The organism is Paenibacillus elgii NBRC 100335, assembly GCF_004000865.1.
GTDB classification, from domain to species: domain Bacteria; phylum Bacillota; class Bacilli; order Paenibacillales; family NBRC-103111; genus Paenibacillus_G; species Paenibacillus_G elgii.
Genome location: NZ_BIMB01000005.1, coordinates 254,708 through 270,770 on the forward strand (window position 1 = coordinate 254,708; position 16,063 = coordinate 270,770).

10 protein-coding genes and 1 pseudogene are annotated in these 16,063 nt (G+C 56.8%); 5 read left to right on the top strand and 6 right to left on the bottom strand.

Translation table 11 applies throughout. The annotated features are described in order from the left end of the window. Positions 1 to 33: 33 nt before the first annotated feature. The 3 genes from PEL01S_RS06200 to PEL01S_RS06210 all read left to right on the top strand — a co-directional run bounded on the left by PEL01S_RS06200 (position 34) and on the right by PEL01S_RS06210 (position 3,252). Positions 34 to 1,398, top strand: coding sequence for a lanthionine synthetase C family protein (locus PEL01S_RS06200; RefSeq protein WP_127459723.1), 1,365 nt, complete (start codon positions 34 to 36; stop codon positions 1,396 to 1,398). 470 nt (positions 1,399 to 1,868) lie between these two features. Further along, the gene (locus PEL01S_RS06205; RefSeq protein WP_127459724.1) at positions 1,869 to 2,234 is read left to right on the top strand and encodes a MerR family transcriptional regulator; all 366 of its coding nucleotides are present in this window, start codon (positions 1,869 to 1,871) and stop codon (positions 2,232 to 2,234) included. Positions 2,235 to 2,352: 118 nt separating this feature from the next. Then, positions 2,353 to 3,252 (top strand): NAD(P)-dependent oxidoreductase, encoded by a 900-nt coding sequence (locus tag PEL01S_RS06210; protein ID WP_127459725.1) that lies wholly within the window; start codon positions 2,353 to 2,355, stop codon positions 3,250 to 3,252. Positions 3,253 to 3,351: 99 nt separating this feature from the next. On the opposite strand, the gene ilvD is transcribed toward PEL01S_RS06210, so the two are convergent. Continuing rightward, on the bottom strand, positions 3,352 to 5,037 hold the full coding sequence (gene ilvD / locus PEL01S_RS06215; protein WP_063181201.1) for a dihydroxy-acid dehydratase: 1,686 nt from the start codon (positions 5,035 to 5,037) through the stop codon (positions 3,352 to 3,354). 211 nt (positions 5,038 to 5,248) lie between these two features. On the opposite strand from ilvD, the gene PEL01S_RS06220 reads away from it, so the two are divergent. Beyond that, positions 5,249 to 5,542, top strand: a complete 294-nt coding sequence (locus PEL01S_RS06220) for a DUF3055 domain-containing protein (RefSeq protein WP_010497946.1) — start codon at positions 5,249 to 5,251, stop codon at positions 5,540 to 5,542. 94 nt (positions 5,543 to 5,636) lie between these two features. Here PEL01S_RS06220 and PEL01S_RS06225 read toward each other — a convergent pair whose 3' ends face one another. Both PEL01S_RS06225 and PEL01S_RS06230 read right to left on the bottom strand, forming a co-directional pair. Beyond that, positions 5,637 to 5,954: a cupin domain-containing protein gene (locus PEL01S_RS06225; RefSeq protein ID WP_127459726.1), complete on the bottom strand. Its 318-nt coding sequence runs from the start codon at positions 5,952 to 5,954 to the stop codon at positions 5,637 to 5,639. A gap of 108 nt (positions 5,955 to 6,062) precedes the next feature. Continuing rightward, entirely contained in the window at positions 6,063 to 6,878 is an 816-nt protein-coding gene (locus PEL01S_RS06230; RefSeq protein ID WP_127459727.1) for an AraC family transcriptional regulator, read from the bottom strand. 118 nt (positions 6,879 to 6,996) lie between these two features. On the opposite strand from PEL01S_RS06230, the gene PEL01S_RS06235 reads away from it, so the two are divergent. Continuing rightward, positions 6,997 to 8,238 (top strand): MFS transporter, encoded by a 1,242-nt coding sequence (locus tag PEL01S_RS06235; RefSeq protein WP_108530502.1) that lies wholly within the window; start codon positions 6,997 to 6,999, stop codon positions 8,236 to 8,238. An 87-nt stretch (positions 8,239 to 8,325) separates the two neighbouring features. On the opposite strand, the gene PEL01S_RS06240 is transcribed toward PEL01S_RS06235, so the two are convergent. From PEL01S_RS06240 to PEL01S_RS06250, 3 genes and pseudogenes are all read right to left on the bottom strand, one after another. Then, positions 8,326 to 8,838 carry an acyl-CoA thioesterase gene (locus PEL01S_RS06240; protein ID WP_063181193.1) on the bottom strand — a complete coding sequence of 171 codons (513 nt, stop codon included), beginning with the start codon at positions 8,836 to 8,838 and terminating at the stop codon, positions 8,326 to 8,328. A gap of 21 nt (positions 8,839 to 8,859) precedes the next feature. Next, entirely contained in the window at positions 8,860 to 9,768 is a 909-nt protein-coding gene (locus PEL01S_RS06245; RefSeq protein WP_255320078.1) for a 5'-3' exonuclease, read from the bottom strand. A gap of 206 nt (positions 9,769 to 9,974) precedes the next feature. Continuing rightward, positions 9,975 to 16,058: pseudogene (locus tag PEL01S_RS06250) on the bottom strand (amino acid adenylation domain-containing protein); the annotation flags it as partial. Between the last annotated feature and the right edge of the window lie 5 nt (positions 16,059 to 16,063).

The window sequence follows — 16,063 nt, forward strand, 5'->3', positions numbered from 1 at the left end:
GCAGGCAACCATGATCCGAAGGGAGAAATCGGAATGAACCCGAAAGAAGCTTGCGAGGCCAAGTGGCTGCCGCTTGAAGGTGCCGAACGAATCGAACGGGTCCGCTCGATTGTGATGGAAACGGCCCGGCGATTGAAGGACCCTGAAGAAATCGAGCGATTCGCCCTCACGGAAGAACAGAAACGGATCGAACAAGGGAAGTTCTACGTGAAGTGGAACGGGCTGCACCTTGCGCGGGGATATTCGGGCTTATGCCTGTTGTTCGGCGAACTGGATCGCCTGGAGCCGGATGGGCAATGGGATGTCGCAGGTCACCGCTACGTCGTGCTCATGCAGCAATCTCTGGAACGGCAAGGAATCGAATCCTTATCCCTCTGGAGCGGTATGGCCGGAGTCGTTACGGGCATCCAGGCTTTGTCGCGGCAGGGCACCCGATACGGGAATATGCTTCGGTCGCTCAACGATTTTTTCCTGCGCATGTTCCCCGAGTACATGTATGTAGTCCGAAGAAATATAAAAGAAGGCGTGCTCATGTCCGATTACGATGTGATGCAGGGCTTAAGCGGGATAGGCCGTTATTTGATGCACTTTAAAGAGCATCCCGAGATGCGCATTGCGCTTACGCAGGTGCTTGAGTATATGGTTGAGCTGTGTGAATACAAGGAGATGCAAAACACACGGGTTCCGGGATGGTATATTTCACCCGACCGGCTTATTTCCTCCTCCGATCAGGAGCTATATCCCGAGGGCTACTTCAACTGCGGCGTTTCCCACGGCATTCCGGGTCCGTTGGCCCTGCTCTCCCTTGCGCATCAGCAAGGCGTAGAAGTGGAAGGCGGGCGGGAAACCATCCGCTCCATCGCCGAGTGGCTGATGCGGTTTACGATCAGGGATGAGCACGGCCCCTATTGCCCCGCTCATGTATCGTGGCAAGAGCAGGCAGCGGGCGCCGCAAGCGGTTCGTCGCCCCGCGAGGCTTGGTGCTACGGCGGGCCCGGCGTCGCGCGCACGCTGTGGCTCGCGGGGCAAGCGCTCGGGGAACCGGCGTGGCGTCAAGCAGCGATTGAATCGTTCCTTGGCACGACCCGGCGTCCCGAACGGCTGTGGAACTTGCATTCCGCCACCTTTTGCCACGGCTATGCCGGTCTCCTGCAAATGACGCAGCGGATGATCGCAGACGCGGGAACCGCGGAGCTGATTCCTTTACGCGACCGTCTTGTCGATCGAATTGTTCAGTCCTATGATGCTAGCGCGCCTTACGGCTTTGCAGAGCTGGAAGAAGGCGAAAAGCTGCATTTCGCCGGCGTGCTGGACGGGGCTGCGGGCGTTGCGCTTGCGCTGCTTTCTGTCATGCAAGATCGGGAATCGGAGTGGGATCGGGTTTTCCTGTTGAACTAATATTTATCGCTTGAGCCGACGGTTCGTTTGTCCGTTGGCTCTTTGTCTTTCACCAATGTTCCGTTACACTCCCGCCAGAAGACCACATTAATTCGATACCTCTTGTCTTCTGTTTGCTACTTACGATGTGAAATTTTATAATGGCGTTACAACTTAAAACTAAATTTGGTTACTCTAGGAGTTCAAAGGATGATGTTATGGAGCGCAAATTAAATTTACTATTCGGAATTTTTGGCGGAATAATGTTAATTTTCGTTAGACTTCCATCGGTATATTTTTACTCTGTGTTGGAGAACTTTCAAGGGTTTATAAGTGACTACATTGCACAATTTCTATCCCGTGCTGGATTATTAGTTGTTATTTACTTCAGCATTTTGTTAATTATTGATTGTCTCAAGTCAGAAATTAAAAGAAAGCGCTCTAAGGACGAAGAGTTTACGGGGAGTAATTATCGAAGGAGGCCTTGAGGAATGAAAACAAGCGAATTATCGCGATTATCTAATGTCAGCGTACGATCCATTCGGCATTATGAAAATAAAGGTCTTCTGCGCGCCGACAGGCTGGAGAACGATTACCGGGATTTCGACGAATCCGCCGTAGAACGAGTCAAGGCGATTCAATTATATTTGAAGCTTGGATTAACAACAGATGAGATCGGTGCCTTGTTTAAGACGGAAGCGGCAGAGCCTGACGAATATGAATATTGCGAGGAGATGCTGGCAACGTATAAAGAGAAGCTAGGCCATGTGAATCGTCAAATCGAGGCGCTTCATGAATTGAAAAGATTACTGGAGAGGCAAATCGCCTTTACGATCAGCAAAAAGAAAACCGTCTAATGCAAACGCGGCCCTGGAGTATACAAAACGCTCCCGGGCCTTTTTTTGCGTATTGACATTGACACTAGTGTAATCCTTTATGATCTGCTTAGTCTCATTTCGAAAGGAGTTTTTCCATATGAACAGCAGTAATAGTACAGCCGTGAACCGCAAATCGGTGACCGTCATGGGATTGGGGCCAATGGGCCAGGCGATGGCGGGTGTTTTTCTTGAATCCGGCTATACGGTGACCGTGTGGAACCGGACCGCAAGCAAGGCAGACGAGCTTGTAGCGAAAGGAGCCATCCGAGCGTCCACAGTCGACGAGGCGTTAGCCGCTAATGAGCTCGCGATCCTCAGTCTTACTGACTACGATGTGATGTACGCCATTCTCGAACCGGCTTCGGCAAACTTGTCCGGTAAGGTGCTCGTCAACCTGAGTTCAGATACTCCGGAGAAAGTACGCGAGGCGGCCAAGTGGCTGGCCGACCGTGGAGCCCGGCATGTCACCGGCGGCGTGCAGACTCCGCCTTCGGGTATCGGTAAGTCGGAGTCCTACACCTACTATAGCGGTCCAAGAGAAGTCTTCGAGGCTCATAAGAAGACACTGGAAGTACTGACCGGTACCGACTATCGGGGCGAGGATCCCGGGCTAGCCATGCTGTACTACCAGATTCAGATGGATATATTCTGGACGTCCATGCTTAGCTACCTGCACGCACTTGCTGTCGCTAACGCGAACGGCATTACGGCGGAGCAGTTCATGCCCTATGCTTCGGCGGCTTTATCGTCGCTGCCGCAGTTCGTCGAGTTCTACACGCCGCGTCTCGACGAGGGCAAGCACCCTGGCGACGTGGACCGACTTGCCATGGGATTGGCAAGCGTCGAGCACGTCGTTCATACGACGGAAGATGCCGGCATCGACACTACCTTGCCAGCCGCCGTTTTGGAGATCTTCAAGCGAGGCATGAAAAACGGTCACGCTGGCGATAGTTTTACCAGCCTTATTGAAATTTTCAAGAATCCTGTTCGATCATAAAAAATTTGGCCATTCCATACGGGATGGCCTTTAAACATGGCGTTACAAACATAAAGCGGCCCGCCGGAATCGCTCCCGGTGAGCCGCTATTTTTGCTTCTTAGATTTTCATGACTCCGCCGGTGCTGGCCGAGGTAACGAGCTTGGAATAGCGGGCCAGATAGCCCGTTTTTACCTTCGGCTCGAAGCCTTTCCAGTTCGCGCGGCGGCGTTCGAATTCCTCGTCGTTGACCAGCAGCTCGATTTTGCGGTTCACGAGATCGAGCTCGATGATATCGCCGTCCTCGACGAAGGCGATCGGACCGCCTTCCGCCGCTTCCGGCGAGATGTGGCCGATGCTGATGCCGCGCGATGCGCCGGAGAAACGGCCGTCCGTAATGAGGCCGACCTTGGCACCGAGTCCCATCCCGACGATCTGTGAGGTCGGGGCGAGCATTTCCGGCATCCCGGGACCGCCTTTCGGACCTTCGTAACGGATAACGACGACATGACCTTCTTTGACTTTACCATTGGCAATGCCTTCCAGCGCCGCTTCCTGCGAATCGAAGCAGATGGCCGGCCCTTTGTGATAGCCGCCTACGGACTTGTCGACCGCACCGACCTTGATGATCGAGCCGTTCGGCGCCAGGTTGCCGAACAGCACCGCCAAGCCGCCTTGCTCCGAGTGCGGATTGTCCAGCGTATGGATGACGTCCGTGTTCAAAATGTCGCAGCCGGCTACGTTTTCGCGCAGCGTTTTGCCGGTCACGGTGATGCAGTCGCCGTACAGCGCGCCGGGCTTTTTGAACAATTCGTTCAGAACGGCGCTAACGCCGCCGGCGTTGTGCACGTCCTCGATATGATAATCGGAGGCCGGAGCGATTTTCGCCAAGTGCGGGATGCGCTTCGCCACTTCGTTGATTCGCTCGATCGGGTATTCGAAGCCCGCTTCGTGCGCCAAAGCCAGCGTATGCAGCACGGTATTGGTCGAGCCGCCCATCGCCATATCCAGCGCGAACGCGTTGTCGATCGCTTCCATCGTTACGATGTCTCGCGGCTTGATATCCTTTTGAATCAGCTCCATGAGCTGTTTCGCAGAACGCTTCACGAATTCTTTGCGGTCCTCGGAAATCGCCAAAATGGTGCCATTGCCCGGGAGCGCCAAGCCGAGAGCTTCCGCCAGACAGTTCATCGAGTTGGCCGTAAACATGCCGGAGCAGGAGCCGCAGGTCGGACAGCCGTATTGCTCAAGCTCAAGCAGACCTTTGTCGTCGATTTTGCCAGCTTGGTAAGCGCCCACGCCTTCGAACACGGAGGACAGCGAGATCGAACGGCCGTCGCTCGTTTTACCCGCTTTCATCGGACCGCCGCTGACGAAGACCGTCGGAATGTTGACGCGCAGCGCGCCCATCATCATGCCCGGCGTAATTTTGTCGCAGTTCGGGATGCAGACCATGCCGTCGAACCAGTGTGCGGATACGACCGTTTCGAGAGAATCGGCAATGATCTCGCGGCTCGGCAAGGAATAGCGCATGCCGATATGCCCCATGGCAATGCCGTCGTCTACGCCGATTGTGTTAAATTCAAACGGCACGCCGCCTGCTTCGCGAATCGCTTCTTTCACGATCTTGCCGAATTCCTGCAGGTGCACGTGACCCGGAACGATGTCGATATACGAGTTGCAAACCGCGATAAACGGCTTGTCGAAGTCCTCCTCTTTGACGCCGGCGGCGCGCAGCAAGCTGCGGTGCGGAGCGCGGTCAAAGCCCTTTTTGATCATGTCGCTTCTCATTTTTCCCTTGGACATTCGCTTAAAGCCTCCGTTTCCATCCCTATGAAAATAGAATTCTACGATTTAACGCTTCACTCGATTGTATCACGTTTCCCCGGAATTGAAAACGTAAACCGGACTGGAAAAAAAGCCGGTTTCCCCGGCCGACGGACCGTTTTTGCGGCTTGGTCGGCAAATCTGTTATAATTCGGGTAGCTTCAGGAATTTAAGTATCGGAGGATGCGTCATGACGGAGTTTGATTTCTTATACGACGGTACGGAGGAAACGAGAACCCGCTTCGTATGCGTAGTCGGCGAAACGCTGCGGCGGTTCGATCTGGCGATTACGAGCACGAATCGTTTTTATGGAAAAAAATTAGTCACCGATATGCAGACGGGACGGACGGCGGTCATCGGACCGGACGATCTGGAGGAAGAAGGATACTTGGAGCACGCGTACAAGCTCAGCGAAGAGGAAGCCAACGAGCTGCGGGCGTTTCTGAGCGAGGTTGTCGGGCCGATCAGCTTCACGGACATTTGAGCGGATAGCGGGAGACGGGATTACTTCACGGTAAGCCCGTCTTTTATTTTAAAGGAAGTGCAGGCGATGCGCTCGGAGCTTACGATTTCATCCGCTACCTTCGGACCAGATCCTCGCGCACCGGCGTGAACGAGTCGAGCAGCGCGCTCTCCTCCAGCGCCCGGCAGCCGTGCTTCGCCCCGCTCGGGATATAGATCGTCTCTCCCGCCGCGATCACTTGCTTTTCCCCGTCCACCGTAAATTCCAGCTGGCCCTTCAAGCAGTACGACAGCTGTTCGTGCGGGTGGCTGTGCGCGTACCCTTCGGCCCCTTGTTCGAAATGTACTTCCATCATCATGATGCCGGCTCCCGGCTCGAATATTTTCCGTTTCACGCCGGGCTCGGCGTTTTCCCATACGTTGATGTTGCTCATGCGTCGTCCCCTCTTCCCTATCCTAGTCTTTCGATTATATTGCAGGGTCGTACGAATTCGAAGGGAGTTTCCCAAGGTGAAACAGGCTTTTTTTCAGATGCGGACGTCTTAGCGTGGGGCAGCTCCTTTACGGTACTGCTCCGGAGTGACACCGGTTGCTTTGGCAAACGCGCGGTAAAGTTGACTTGGACTTGAAAATCCAAGACTGTAGCTGATCTCCGTGACGCTGGCTCGCGTCCTCGCGAGCTGCTCCTTCGCCTGTTCGATCCGCAGGCGCAAAATATATTGATAGGGCGTCACGCCCACCGTCTGCGTAAAAGAGCGGATAAAGTGAAACTTGCTCTGATAAACGAGCGAAGCAAGCCTCTCCATCGTCAGCCGTTCCGTATAATGCGCATGAATAAATTCCAGAATATCCGTCATTCCCGATACGAATGCCCGATCGGCATGCCGTACGTTCAGCCCGCCGGAGACGCGTGAACCGTTTTTTTCCACCATGTGCCGTATATAAGCCAGCACCCGGCCTTCGGTTTCCTCTACCGCGAGCGGGTCGGGACCGTCTCGAAGCAGCAGCTCGGAAGTCCAGGCCTTCATTCGTTTTTTTATATCTTCGAGGTTAAAAAGCGGCCGCGAATCCAGCTCCGGCTCCTCTTCCCGCCATCCTTCAGCAAGCAGCTGTTTCCGGACCTGCACAATATATACGCCTCCATCCGGACCGAGCGAAAAATGATGCTCCTCCCCCGGATGCTGGATCAACGCATGGCCTCCGCTGATCGAATACACTCTCCGCTCCTGCGTCAAGCGGCACGTACCGGTGACCGGAATAGTAATTTGATAAAAATCGGCATGAGCATGGGGGATATTCTCAAACGTATTCTCGATGCGCCATAGCTCCATGTTCGGCGTCGTTAATTTAAATTGCATGTCCGGTCTCCCTCCTTCCCGCCATTATAGCAAAAATTGCTCGGACGTTAAGCAATTTTTGCGGCGACTTCGTCCGCCTCCTCCCTTAAGATTAGAAAGAAAAAAAGGATAGGTGCCTATGAACGCTAAAGACACGTTAAGCAAAACCGCCTCGGCCGGCATGCTTGCGCTGACCGGGGTCAGCCTGGCGCATCTGCTGAACGACGCGATGCAGTCCGCCATTCCCGCGGTATTTCCGATCTTCCAGCAATCGATGCAGCTCAGCTTCGCGCAAATCGGCTGGATCGCCTTCGCCCTGAACGTCACGGCCTCCGTATTGCAGCCGCTGGTCGGCTATTACACCGACAAGCGTCCGACGCCTTTGCTGCTTCCGGCAGGGATGGTGTTCTCGCTGCTCGGCATGATCGGCTTCGCCTATTCGGCCAATTGGTGGATGCTGATTGCTTCCGCCTTGCTGCTGGGCGTCGGCTCGTCCGTGCTGCATCCCGAATCTTCGCGGGTCGCCCACCTTGCCTCCGCCAAAGGAAGAGGACTTGCCCAATCCATCTTTCAGGTCGGGGGCAACACCGGTCAGGCGCTGGCTCCCTTAATCGTCGCCTGGCTCGTGGTGCCTCAAGGACAACGAGGGCTGCTCTTGTTCTCGTTCGCCGCCGTACTGGGAATCGCGCTTCAAGGCATCGTCTCGGGCTGGTACCGGCGTCATCTTGCCGCTCAGTCCGCTAAGAAACGGAGCGCATTACCGGCCGATACGAAGCCCTTGAAAAAAGGATATGTTTCCTTCGCCATCGGTTTGCTGATTGTCTTGTTGTTCTCCAAATTTGTATATATTGCCGGCATGACCGGATATTATGCCTTTTATTATATGGACCGGTACGGGTTGTCCTTGGAAAAGGCCCAGCTTTGCTTGTTCGTGCTGCAAGCGGCCGGCATGCTCGGGACGCTGTTCGGCGGCCCGCTTGCCGACCGTTTCGGACGGAAGCGGATCATCTGGTTTTCCATTCTCGGCACCGCGCCGTTCTCGCTGCTGCTGCCCTATGCCACGCCGTTCTGGGCCGCCGTGCTTTGCTTTATGATCGGCGCCATCCTGATGTCCGGGTTTACGGTAATTATCGTGTACGCCCAGGAGCTGCTCCCGGGGAAGGTCGGGACCGTCGCCGGGCTGTTTTTCGGATTGGCTTTCGGGCTCGGCGGGCTCGGGTCCGTCGTTCTGGGTGCGCTGATCGATAAGACGAGCATCTCCTTCGTCATTCAGCTCTGCGCCTTCCTCCCGCTGCTGGGCGTCGCAGCCCTCCTTCTTCCCAAAGACGTCGGTGCGGCGAGGCAAATCCCGGCCGCGGGTGGTCTGACCGCCGAATCCTAGGCTGCGCTCCCACGCTAAAACAGAACAGACCTCCGGGCCGCATCGGCATCAGCAGCTTAGGAGGTCTGTTTCATTTTCAGTCTTCGGTTATTCCCAAGGAAAATCCGTAATCAAATAATCCGCGAATGCCTTGCTCTGCTCACGGCGGATTCTGCGCATTTCCGCCCGGTGCTTCGCCGTTTCGTGCAGCCGCTTCTCTTCCTCCGTCTCCGGGATGACTTGCGGCACCGGAACGGGCCGCTGGTCGTCATTCAGCGCGACGAAGGTCAAGAAGGCCGTTGCCGCGATTTTCCGCTCGCCGGTAATCAGGTCCTCGGTGATGACTTTTACAAATACTTCCATCGAGCTTTTGCCGGTCCAGGTCACGAACGATTCGAGACAGACCGAGTCCGTAGGCCGCACGGGCGACAAAAAGTCGACGGAGTCGGTGGATGCGGTAACGACGTTTTCCCGGCAATGCTTGGAAGCCGAAATCGAAGCGATATCGTCAATATAAGCCATCAGCTTGCCGCCAAACAGCGTATTATGGTTGTTGACATCGGTCGGGAATACCCGGGAAGTTTTGTAGCATCGCGATTGTTTGGCATATTGTTGTTCCATAAGTTCAGCCGCCTCTTTTCATTATCCGATCAATTTCATTAATCCCCTGAATTCCAGCTCCTCAAACTTGCTCAGAACCGTTTGCCGATCCATTTCCCAGAAGCAGCTTTCCAGCGCGCAGGCAACGGGAGCTTCACAGCAGATCGTAGCTAGGCTTCGCGAGAGATGCAGCATGTCGAGCTGCGTCTCGATTTTGGAGCGGACACCCTTTGGCAGCAGCGCCAGATTTTCCAAAATCCCTTCGATGGATTCGTACTCCACCAGCAGCTTGAGCGCCGTCTTTTCCCCGATGCCTTTGACGCCCGGGTAATTATCCGCCGTGTCGCCCATGAGCCCTTTGAGATCAATAAATTGCTTCGGTGTCAGCTGCATTTCCTCAAGCAGCGATTCCGGACTGTAGACGGCGTAATTGCCTTGGCCCTTCTTCATGATCACGACGCGTACCCGTTCCGCCACGAGCTGCAGCATATCGTGATCTCCCGTCAGTATGTATACTTCCGCGTCCTGACTATAGTGCTTCGCCAGCGTGCCGATGCAATCGTCAGCCTCGTACCCGGAGATGCCGACGTTCACGACGCCGAAGCTGGACGTCACCTCTTTGACAAGGTCGAACTGGGGAATAAGCTCTTCCGGACAGTCGACCCGGTTCGCCTTGTATTCCGTGAATTGCTCGCTGCGAAACGTTTTGCTCCCCATGTCCCAGCAGCATACGATATGCGTCGGCTCAAACCGCTGAACCGCATCCCAAAAATATTTCACGAATCCGAATACGGCGTTCGTCGGCATACCGGCGCTCGTCCTCATAATATATCCGCTGTAGGAAGTGGCGTAAAAAGCGCGGAACAGCAGGGCCATCCCGTCAACGAGCAGAACCCGCGGAAGCGTTCCCTGCTTATCGTCCAAATCATTTATATCGTTGGTATCCTTCAACTGCTCCAAGCTTCATCTCTCCCATGAACCGTTATTCCTTCATTATTATAACACAGGTTCGCACGCCGGAGACGCAACGTTTGCAAAAGCAAAAAGTCCCAGCCTCTTTTCAACAATCAAAAAAAAGAATCCCGATCGATTCACGGGACTTAAAAACACCCACGCTCGATCAGGATTGATTTTGTTTGATAGCCGTCCCGCTCCCGCTATACCAAATGGGACTCCACCCGGGTGCCGGACGTTTTTTCGGCGATCAGCCGCAGGATTGCTTGGATACCTTTGATGTTTTCTTCGACGAAACCGGATTCCAGCACCTCGTCGTGATTGCCGATCAACGGATATTCCGCATAGCTTCCTTCCGTCGACTCCTTCCATAACAGGCGGTTGCCTGGCGCCGCATCCTCCGCGCCGGTGCCTGCGGCCACGAAGCCGTGGATGTCGGCCCGGACTGTTCCCGTATTCAGAAGCTCGTTCTTGTACATGGCGTAGTCGTATATTTTTTGCCTGTACGTCTCCGTCAAAATTTGCTTGTACGGTTCGGAAATTTGCTCCAGCAGAAGATCGATTTCCCGGACCGTTTCCTCTCGGGTCAAGTCGATGGTTTCGCTGCTCTTGACCGAATCGATCATGATGATGTCGGACACCGCGTAGCCTTTGCTTTCCAGCGCTTTGGCCACTTCATGCGCCAGATTGCCTCCTGACGAGTAGCCGAGCAGGACGTATGGCTGACTGTCTTGAATGCTGACAATATGCTCCACGTAACGCTCCAGCAGCTCCTCCTCATGCCCGCAGTTCTGGATGAAATCGAGGCCGTAAACGACGCAGCGATCTTCCAACAGTCTGGCCATCTCGGCGAAGGCAAGGCCGTAGCCGATCATCGGAGGGAAGCAGAACAGGTTGATCGGGCCGTGCTCGTTCAACTTGACAACAGGGTAACCGGCGTTCCGCTCCAGCTCGGATTTCAGCAGCTCGCGCGCGAGCCCTTCGACCGTCGGCGATTCGAACACGGCGCGAATCGGCAGCTCGACACCCGTTTCCCGGTGAACTTTGCGCACCAGCTCCAGCACCTTGAGCGAATGCCCTCCCATGGCGAAGAAGTTGTCCTTCACCCCGGCGCGCGGAACGCCCAGCACCTCCTGCCAGAGCTGCGCCAACCGTTCCTCCGTCCCCGTGCGGGGCGCGATGTACTCCGTTCCCGTCCGCATGCTTCCGTCCGGAGCCGGCAGCGCCTTGCGGTCGATCTTTCCGCTGGTAGTCAGCGGCATCCGCTCCACAGGCACAAAATACGCCGGAACCATGTACCCCGGCAGCGCCGCAGCCAAGGCATCCCGAAGTCCGCTGACGGTAAGCTCCCCGTCTCCGGTGACATACGCGCACAGCTGCTGTCCGCCTTCATCCGTAATCGCGACAACGACGGCTTCCCGGACAGAAGGCACCTTCATCAGCTGCGCCTCCACCTCGCCGAGCTCGATCCGGTACCCGCGGATTTTGACCTGATCGTCGATGCGGCCCGCGAACTCGATCGTTCCGTCCGGCAGCCATCTGGCCCAATCGCCCGTGCCGTACATCCGCTCGCCCGGCGCGAACGGATTGGGGACGAATTTCTCCGCCGTCAGCTCCGGACGGTTCAGGTACCCTTTGGCGAGCCCGTCGCCGGAAATATACAGCTCACCCGGCACGCCCATAGGCTGCAGTTGCCGATGACGATTCAAAATATAGGCTGCGGTATTGTGGATCGGCTTCCCTAACGTGACCGGAGTCCCGGCTTCGCATTGGGCGGCAAGCACATCGATCGTCGTCTCGGTCGGGCCGTAATGGTTGTGAAGCGCGTAGCCTTTGCGGACCAGCTTTTCCTTTAAGGAGTCCTCCAGCCGCTCTCCTCCGCAAATCAAGACGCGCAGGGAAGGATGGATCTCCTCGTCTTCCTCAGCCAGAAATTCCCGCATGAGTGCTTGTGGAAGATCCAGAATTTGGATTTCACTGGCAGCTATATAATCCAAAAGACGCCGCTTGCTCAAAAGTGTCTCCTTGCGGATAACGTGCAGCTCCCCGCCGTGCAGCAGCATGCCGAACATTTGCTCCACGCTGGGATCGAACGTATACTCCGCCGTCAGAATCATCCGCGGCCGCACTTGTCCGAAATACCGGGCATGGAACCAATGGATTGTATTGATGACGCTGCGGTGCGCGACCATGACCCCTTTGGGCTGCCCCGTCGTTCCCGACGTATAGAGCACGTAGATCAGGTTGTCCGGACCGCTGACGTGCTCCGGATTCGAACCGTCGTCTCCATAGGCCTGCCGGTCGTCCAGCGCGATGATTTTGCCGCCAAAAGATACCCGCTCCCGCAGACGATCCTGCAGCAGCAAGAGCTGCGCGCCCGAGTCTTCCAGCATGTAGCGAATCCGTTCCTCCGGATATTCGGGATCGATCGGCACATAAGCGCCTCCGGCTTTGAGAATCGCCAGCACGCCGACGATCATCTCAAGCGATCGCTCCGCCATAATCGCGACAAGCTTGTCCGGCCGGATACCTTCGGCCCGCAGCGTATGCGCCAGCCGGTTCGCCAGCTCATTCAGCTCGCCGTAGGTCAGCCGCTCGTCTTCCCAGACGACTGCCGTCCGGTCCGGCGTGTGCGCCGCCTGCTCTTCGAACAGGCCATGTACGGTCCGCTCCCGCGGATAATCCGCCGCCGTCTCGTTGAACGTTCGGACGAGGCGCTCTTTTTCCTCCGGCGTCGCCAGCTCCAGTTCACTCACGCGAAGGTGCGGGTTATCCGCAACCTGTTCCAGAATATGGACAAAATGCCCCTGAATCCGCCGGATATCGTCCGCATCGTACGCCAGCGTATTGTAGCCGAAGCTTACCCGGATCTCTTCGCCCGGCAGCACCACCAGATTGAAGTCGTAATTCGTCTGCTCAAATACCGACACGTTGGCAATCTCAAAAGCGGCCTCATCAGGGCTTCCGAGCTGCTCCACCTGCTCCTCGACCGGATAGTTTTCGAACACCATGATGTGACTGATCAAATCGTGCTTTTGCTCAGTCAGCGCCTGAATCTCGAACAGCGGATACGTATCGTAGGCGTTGGAGGCCAGCGCTTGCTCCTGGGTCCTTCTCATCGCTTCCGCGAATGTCTCTTCCGCCTCGCAGCGGATGCGCACCGGGATCGTATTGATAAACAAGCCGACGATCCCTTCCACCCCTTGAATATCCGACGGCCTGCCCGATACGACGCTGCCGAACACGGCGTCTCCGCTGTTGTTGTACTTTTGCAAAACGACGCCCCACGCAGTCTGCATCAACGTATTCACGGTCACCTGATGCTTTTTCGCCGTCCGGTTCATCCGCTCGGTGAGCAACTTGCCCAGCCCGCAGCTCCATTCGCCCGGACCGTATCCCTCCGCCTCGCGCGGCTTCGTTCTCGGCAGCGCCGTCCGCTGCTCGCAGCCGGACAAGTAATCGCGCCAATAGGCGGCGGCCGCCTCACCGTCCTGAGCTTCCAGCCATTCGATAAAGCGGCTGTACGGTACCGCGGGGGCAAGCTCGGGCTGTCTTTGCTCCCGGAGGGCGTTGTAGCCTTCGAACACTTCCTTGTTCACCAGAGACAGGCACCAGCCGTCCATGACGATATGGTGAAAACTCCAGATAAAACGGTACGCCCGCTCACCTATGCGCAGGATCGATACGCGGATCAGCACGTCCCGGCTCAGGTCGAAGCCTTTCGCCTTATCCGCGACTTCGAAAGCCTGCACATAAGCGCTGCGCTCCGCCTCTTCCATCCCTCGCAGATCCTCGTAATGGAAACCGCAGTCCCTGTGACGGTAGACGACCTGCAGCGGCTCCGTTCCCCGGTCGGTATAAAAATTGGTCCGCAGCGCCCCGTGCCGGTGTACCAGCAGGTGCAAGCTTTGGGCAAAAGCCTCGACATCGAAGCCTCCCTGCAGATCATAGGTCACTTGCTCGAAATAAGCCGACGATTGCCGGTCGAACTGGCTGTAGAACAGCATCCCTTTCTGCATCGGGGTGAGCGCGTACACGTTCTCGATCTCACCGGCGGCTCCCGCCTGTTCCGCAAGCTGATCCAGCTCTTCGATGGTTAACCCTTTATACGAAATGTCGCTCGGCGTCAGCTCCGGCCGCTCCTTAGAAGCGCAATGCGCAACGACTTCCCGCAAGCTCGCTTCCAGCAGCCCGGCCAGCCGCTCCATCGTTTCCTTCCGGTACGTTTGGCCGCTATAGCTGATCGTCAGCTCAAGCACGCCGCCCGAGATCATGCCGTTAATATCGAGCGTATAGGCTCTGACCATGCTCGGGCCGATTGGCGCACCGCTGGAATAAGGGGAGGCGTGAAGCGCATTGCCTTCCATATCCTGGTCGAACTGCCCCAAATAGTTAAAGCTGATCTCCGGCCGCACCGCGAACGCTTCGCCCTCCCGAGGGGCCAACAAATAGCGGAGGATTCCGTAGCCGATCCCCTTCTGCGGGATTTGACGCAGCCCTTCCTTGACCCGCTTGATCCGCTGCGACACGTCTTGGCCGGCGCCCATCTCCAGCACGACCGGAAACTGGGTCGTAAACCAGCCTACGGTGCGCGTAATATCGATGTCCGGAAAAATAGCTTCCCGCCCGTGGCCCTCCAGATTGACAAGCACCCGCTCCATCCCGGTCCACCGGTGAACGGCCATGCCCACGGCCGTGAGCAGCAGATCGTTCACTTCGGTGTTATAAGCGCGGTGCGCTTGCTTGAGAAGCTGCTCCGTTTCCTGCTCGGTCCATACCGCCGTAACGGCTTCGCTTTCCGCAAGGAGCGGCCTGTCGTACCGATCCGGCGTCTCGTCCTTGGGTAGCGGCTCGTACCCGGCCTGCGCGATTTGCTGCCAATAGGTGCGTTCGCGCTCCATGGCCGGACCATCGGCGTAAAGGGACAGCTGCTCCGCCCACAGCCGGAACGAATCCGTCTTGTGCGGAAGGCGGATCGTCTCGCCTTGGACCGCTTGCTCGTAGGCGCTCGCCAGATCCTCGAACAAGATACGCCAGGACACCCCGTCTACGACCAGATGGTGAATCACGATCAGCAGATGGTCTCCGTCCGCACAGCGGAACAGTCCCAGCTTCATGAGCGGTCCGTCGCTCAGGTCGATGCCGCTTTGAATGTCGTTCGCCTGCGCTTCAACCGCCGCAGCGCAGTCCGCTTCGCCCGTGAAATCCGCGATGTCCAGCGTAAACGGCTCGCCCTCGTGAACCCCACGGTTCCAAGCCTCGTAACCGCCGTTTTCTGTCCTGCGGTAAACGGTGCGCAGCGCGTCGTGATGCCCGACGATGTGGCGCATTGCCTGACGGAGAGCCGCTTCGTCGAAGCCGTCCTTCCGGTAAAACATCACCGACTGGTTAAAATGATGCGGCTCGGACGGCTCCTGCCCGAAAAACCAATGCTGAATCGGCGTCAGCTTCACGCCGCCCGCAACTTCCCCTTGATCGGCGATACGGCTTACCGGCTGAACGACTCCGCTGAGCCCGGCTATGGTCGGGAATTGGAACAAGTCTTTCATTTCCAGCTTGTAGCCCGCTTGAAACAGCCGGGAGGAAATTTGAATCGATTTAATCGAATCGCCCCCGAGATCGAAGAAGTTGTCCATCACTCCAACGGTCTTGACTCCTAAAACCGCCTGCCATACCGACGCCAGCGTTTGCTCAATCGTATTCCGCGGGGCCACGTATTCCGTTCCCGTTTGAACGCTTCCTTCCGGCGCAGGCAACGCCCGGCGATCCACTTTGCCGTTCGGCGTCAGCGGAATCCGCTCCACCTGAACGAAATACGACGGCACCATGTAGCCCGGCAGCTCCTGCGACAGCGCTCTTCGAACCTCACTTGCCATCAATTCATTCTCCGCCGTGAAGTAGGCGCACAGCTGCTTTTGCCCCTGCTCGTCTTCCCGCGCGATCACGACCGCTTCCCGCACGCCCTCCACGCGCAGCAACTGCGCTTCCACCTCGCCCAGCTCGATCCGGTAGCCCCGGATTTTCACCTGCTCGTCGATCCGCCCTTTGTACTCCAGCGTCCCGTCCGGCCGCCAGCGCGCCAAGTCTCCCGTCCGGTAGCAACGCTCTCCCTCGCGCACCGGGCTCGCGACAAATTTCTCCGCCGTCAGCTCCGGACGGTTCCAATAGCCTCGCGCCACCCCGTCTCCGCCGACGATCAGCTCGCCCCACGCTCCAACCGGCTGCAGCTTCATCCCACGGTCGACCACGTAAGCCGTCGAATTTGCGATCGGACGGCCGATCGGCACCGTTT

What these genes read in the sequence shown, in the direction of transcription:
- PEL01S_RS06200 (WP_127459723.1), top strand. Translation starts at nt 34, where the DNA reads ATGAACCCGAAAGAAGCTTGCGAGGCCAAGTGGCTGCCGCTTGAAGGT.
- PEL01S_RS06205 (WP_127459724.1), top strand. Translation starts at nt 1,869, where the DNA reads ATGAAAACAAGCGAATTATCGCGATTATCTAATGTCAGCGTACGATCC.
- PEL01S_RS06210 (WP_127459725.1), top strand. Translation starts at nt 2,353, where the DNA reads ATGAACAGCAGTAATAGTACAGCCGTGAACCGCAAATCGGTGACCGTC.
- ilvD (WP_063181201.1), bottom strand. Translation starts at nt 5,037, where the DNA reads ATGTCCAAGGGAAAAATGAGAAGCGACATGATCAAAAAGGGCTTTGAC.
- PEL01S_RS06220 (WP_010497946.1), top strand. Translation starts at nt 5,249, where the DNA reads ATGACGGAGTTTGATTTCTTATACGACGGTACGGAGGAAACGAGAACC.
- PEL01S_RS06225 (WP_127459726.1), bottom strand. Translation starts at nt 5,954, where the DNA reads ATGAGCAACATCAACGTATGGGAAAACGCCGAGCCCGGCGTGAAACGG.
- PEL01S_RS06230 (WP_127459727.1), bottom strand. Translation starts at nt 6,878, where the DNA reads ATGCAATTTAAATTAACGACGCCGAACATGGAGCTATGGCGCATCGAG.
- PEL01S_RS06235 (WP_108530502.1), top strand. Translation starts at nt 6,997, where the DNA reads ATGAACGCTAAAGACACGTTAAGCAAAACCGCCTCGGCCGGCATGCTT.
- PEL01S_RS06240 (WP_063181193.1), bottom strand. Translation starts at nt 8,838, where the DNA reads ATGGAACAACAATATGCCAAACAATCGCGATGCTACAAAACTTCCCGG.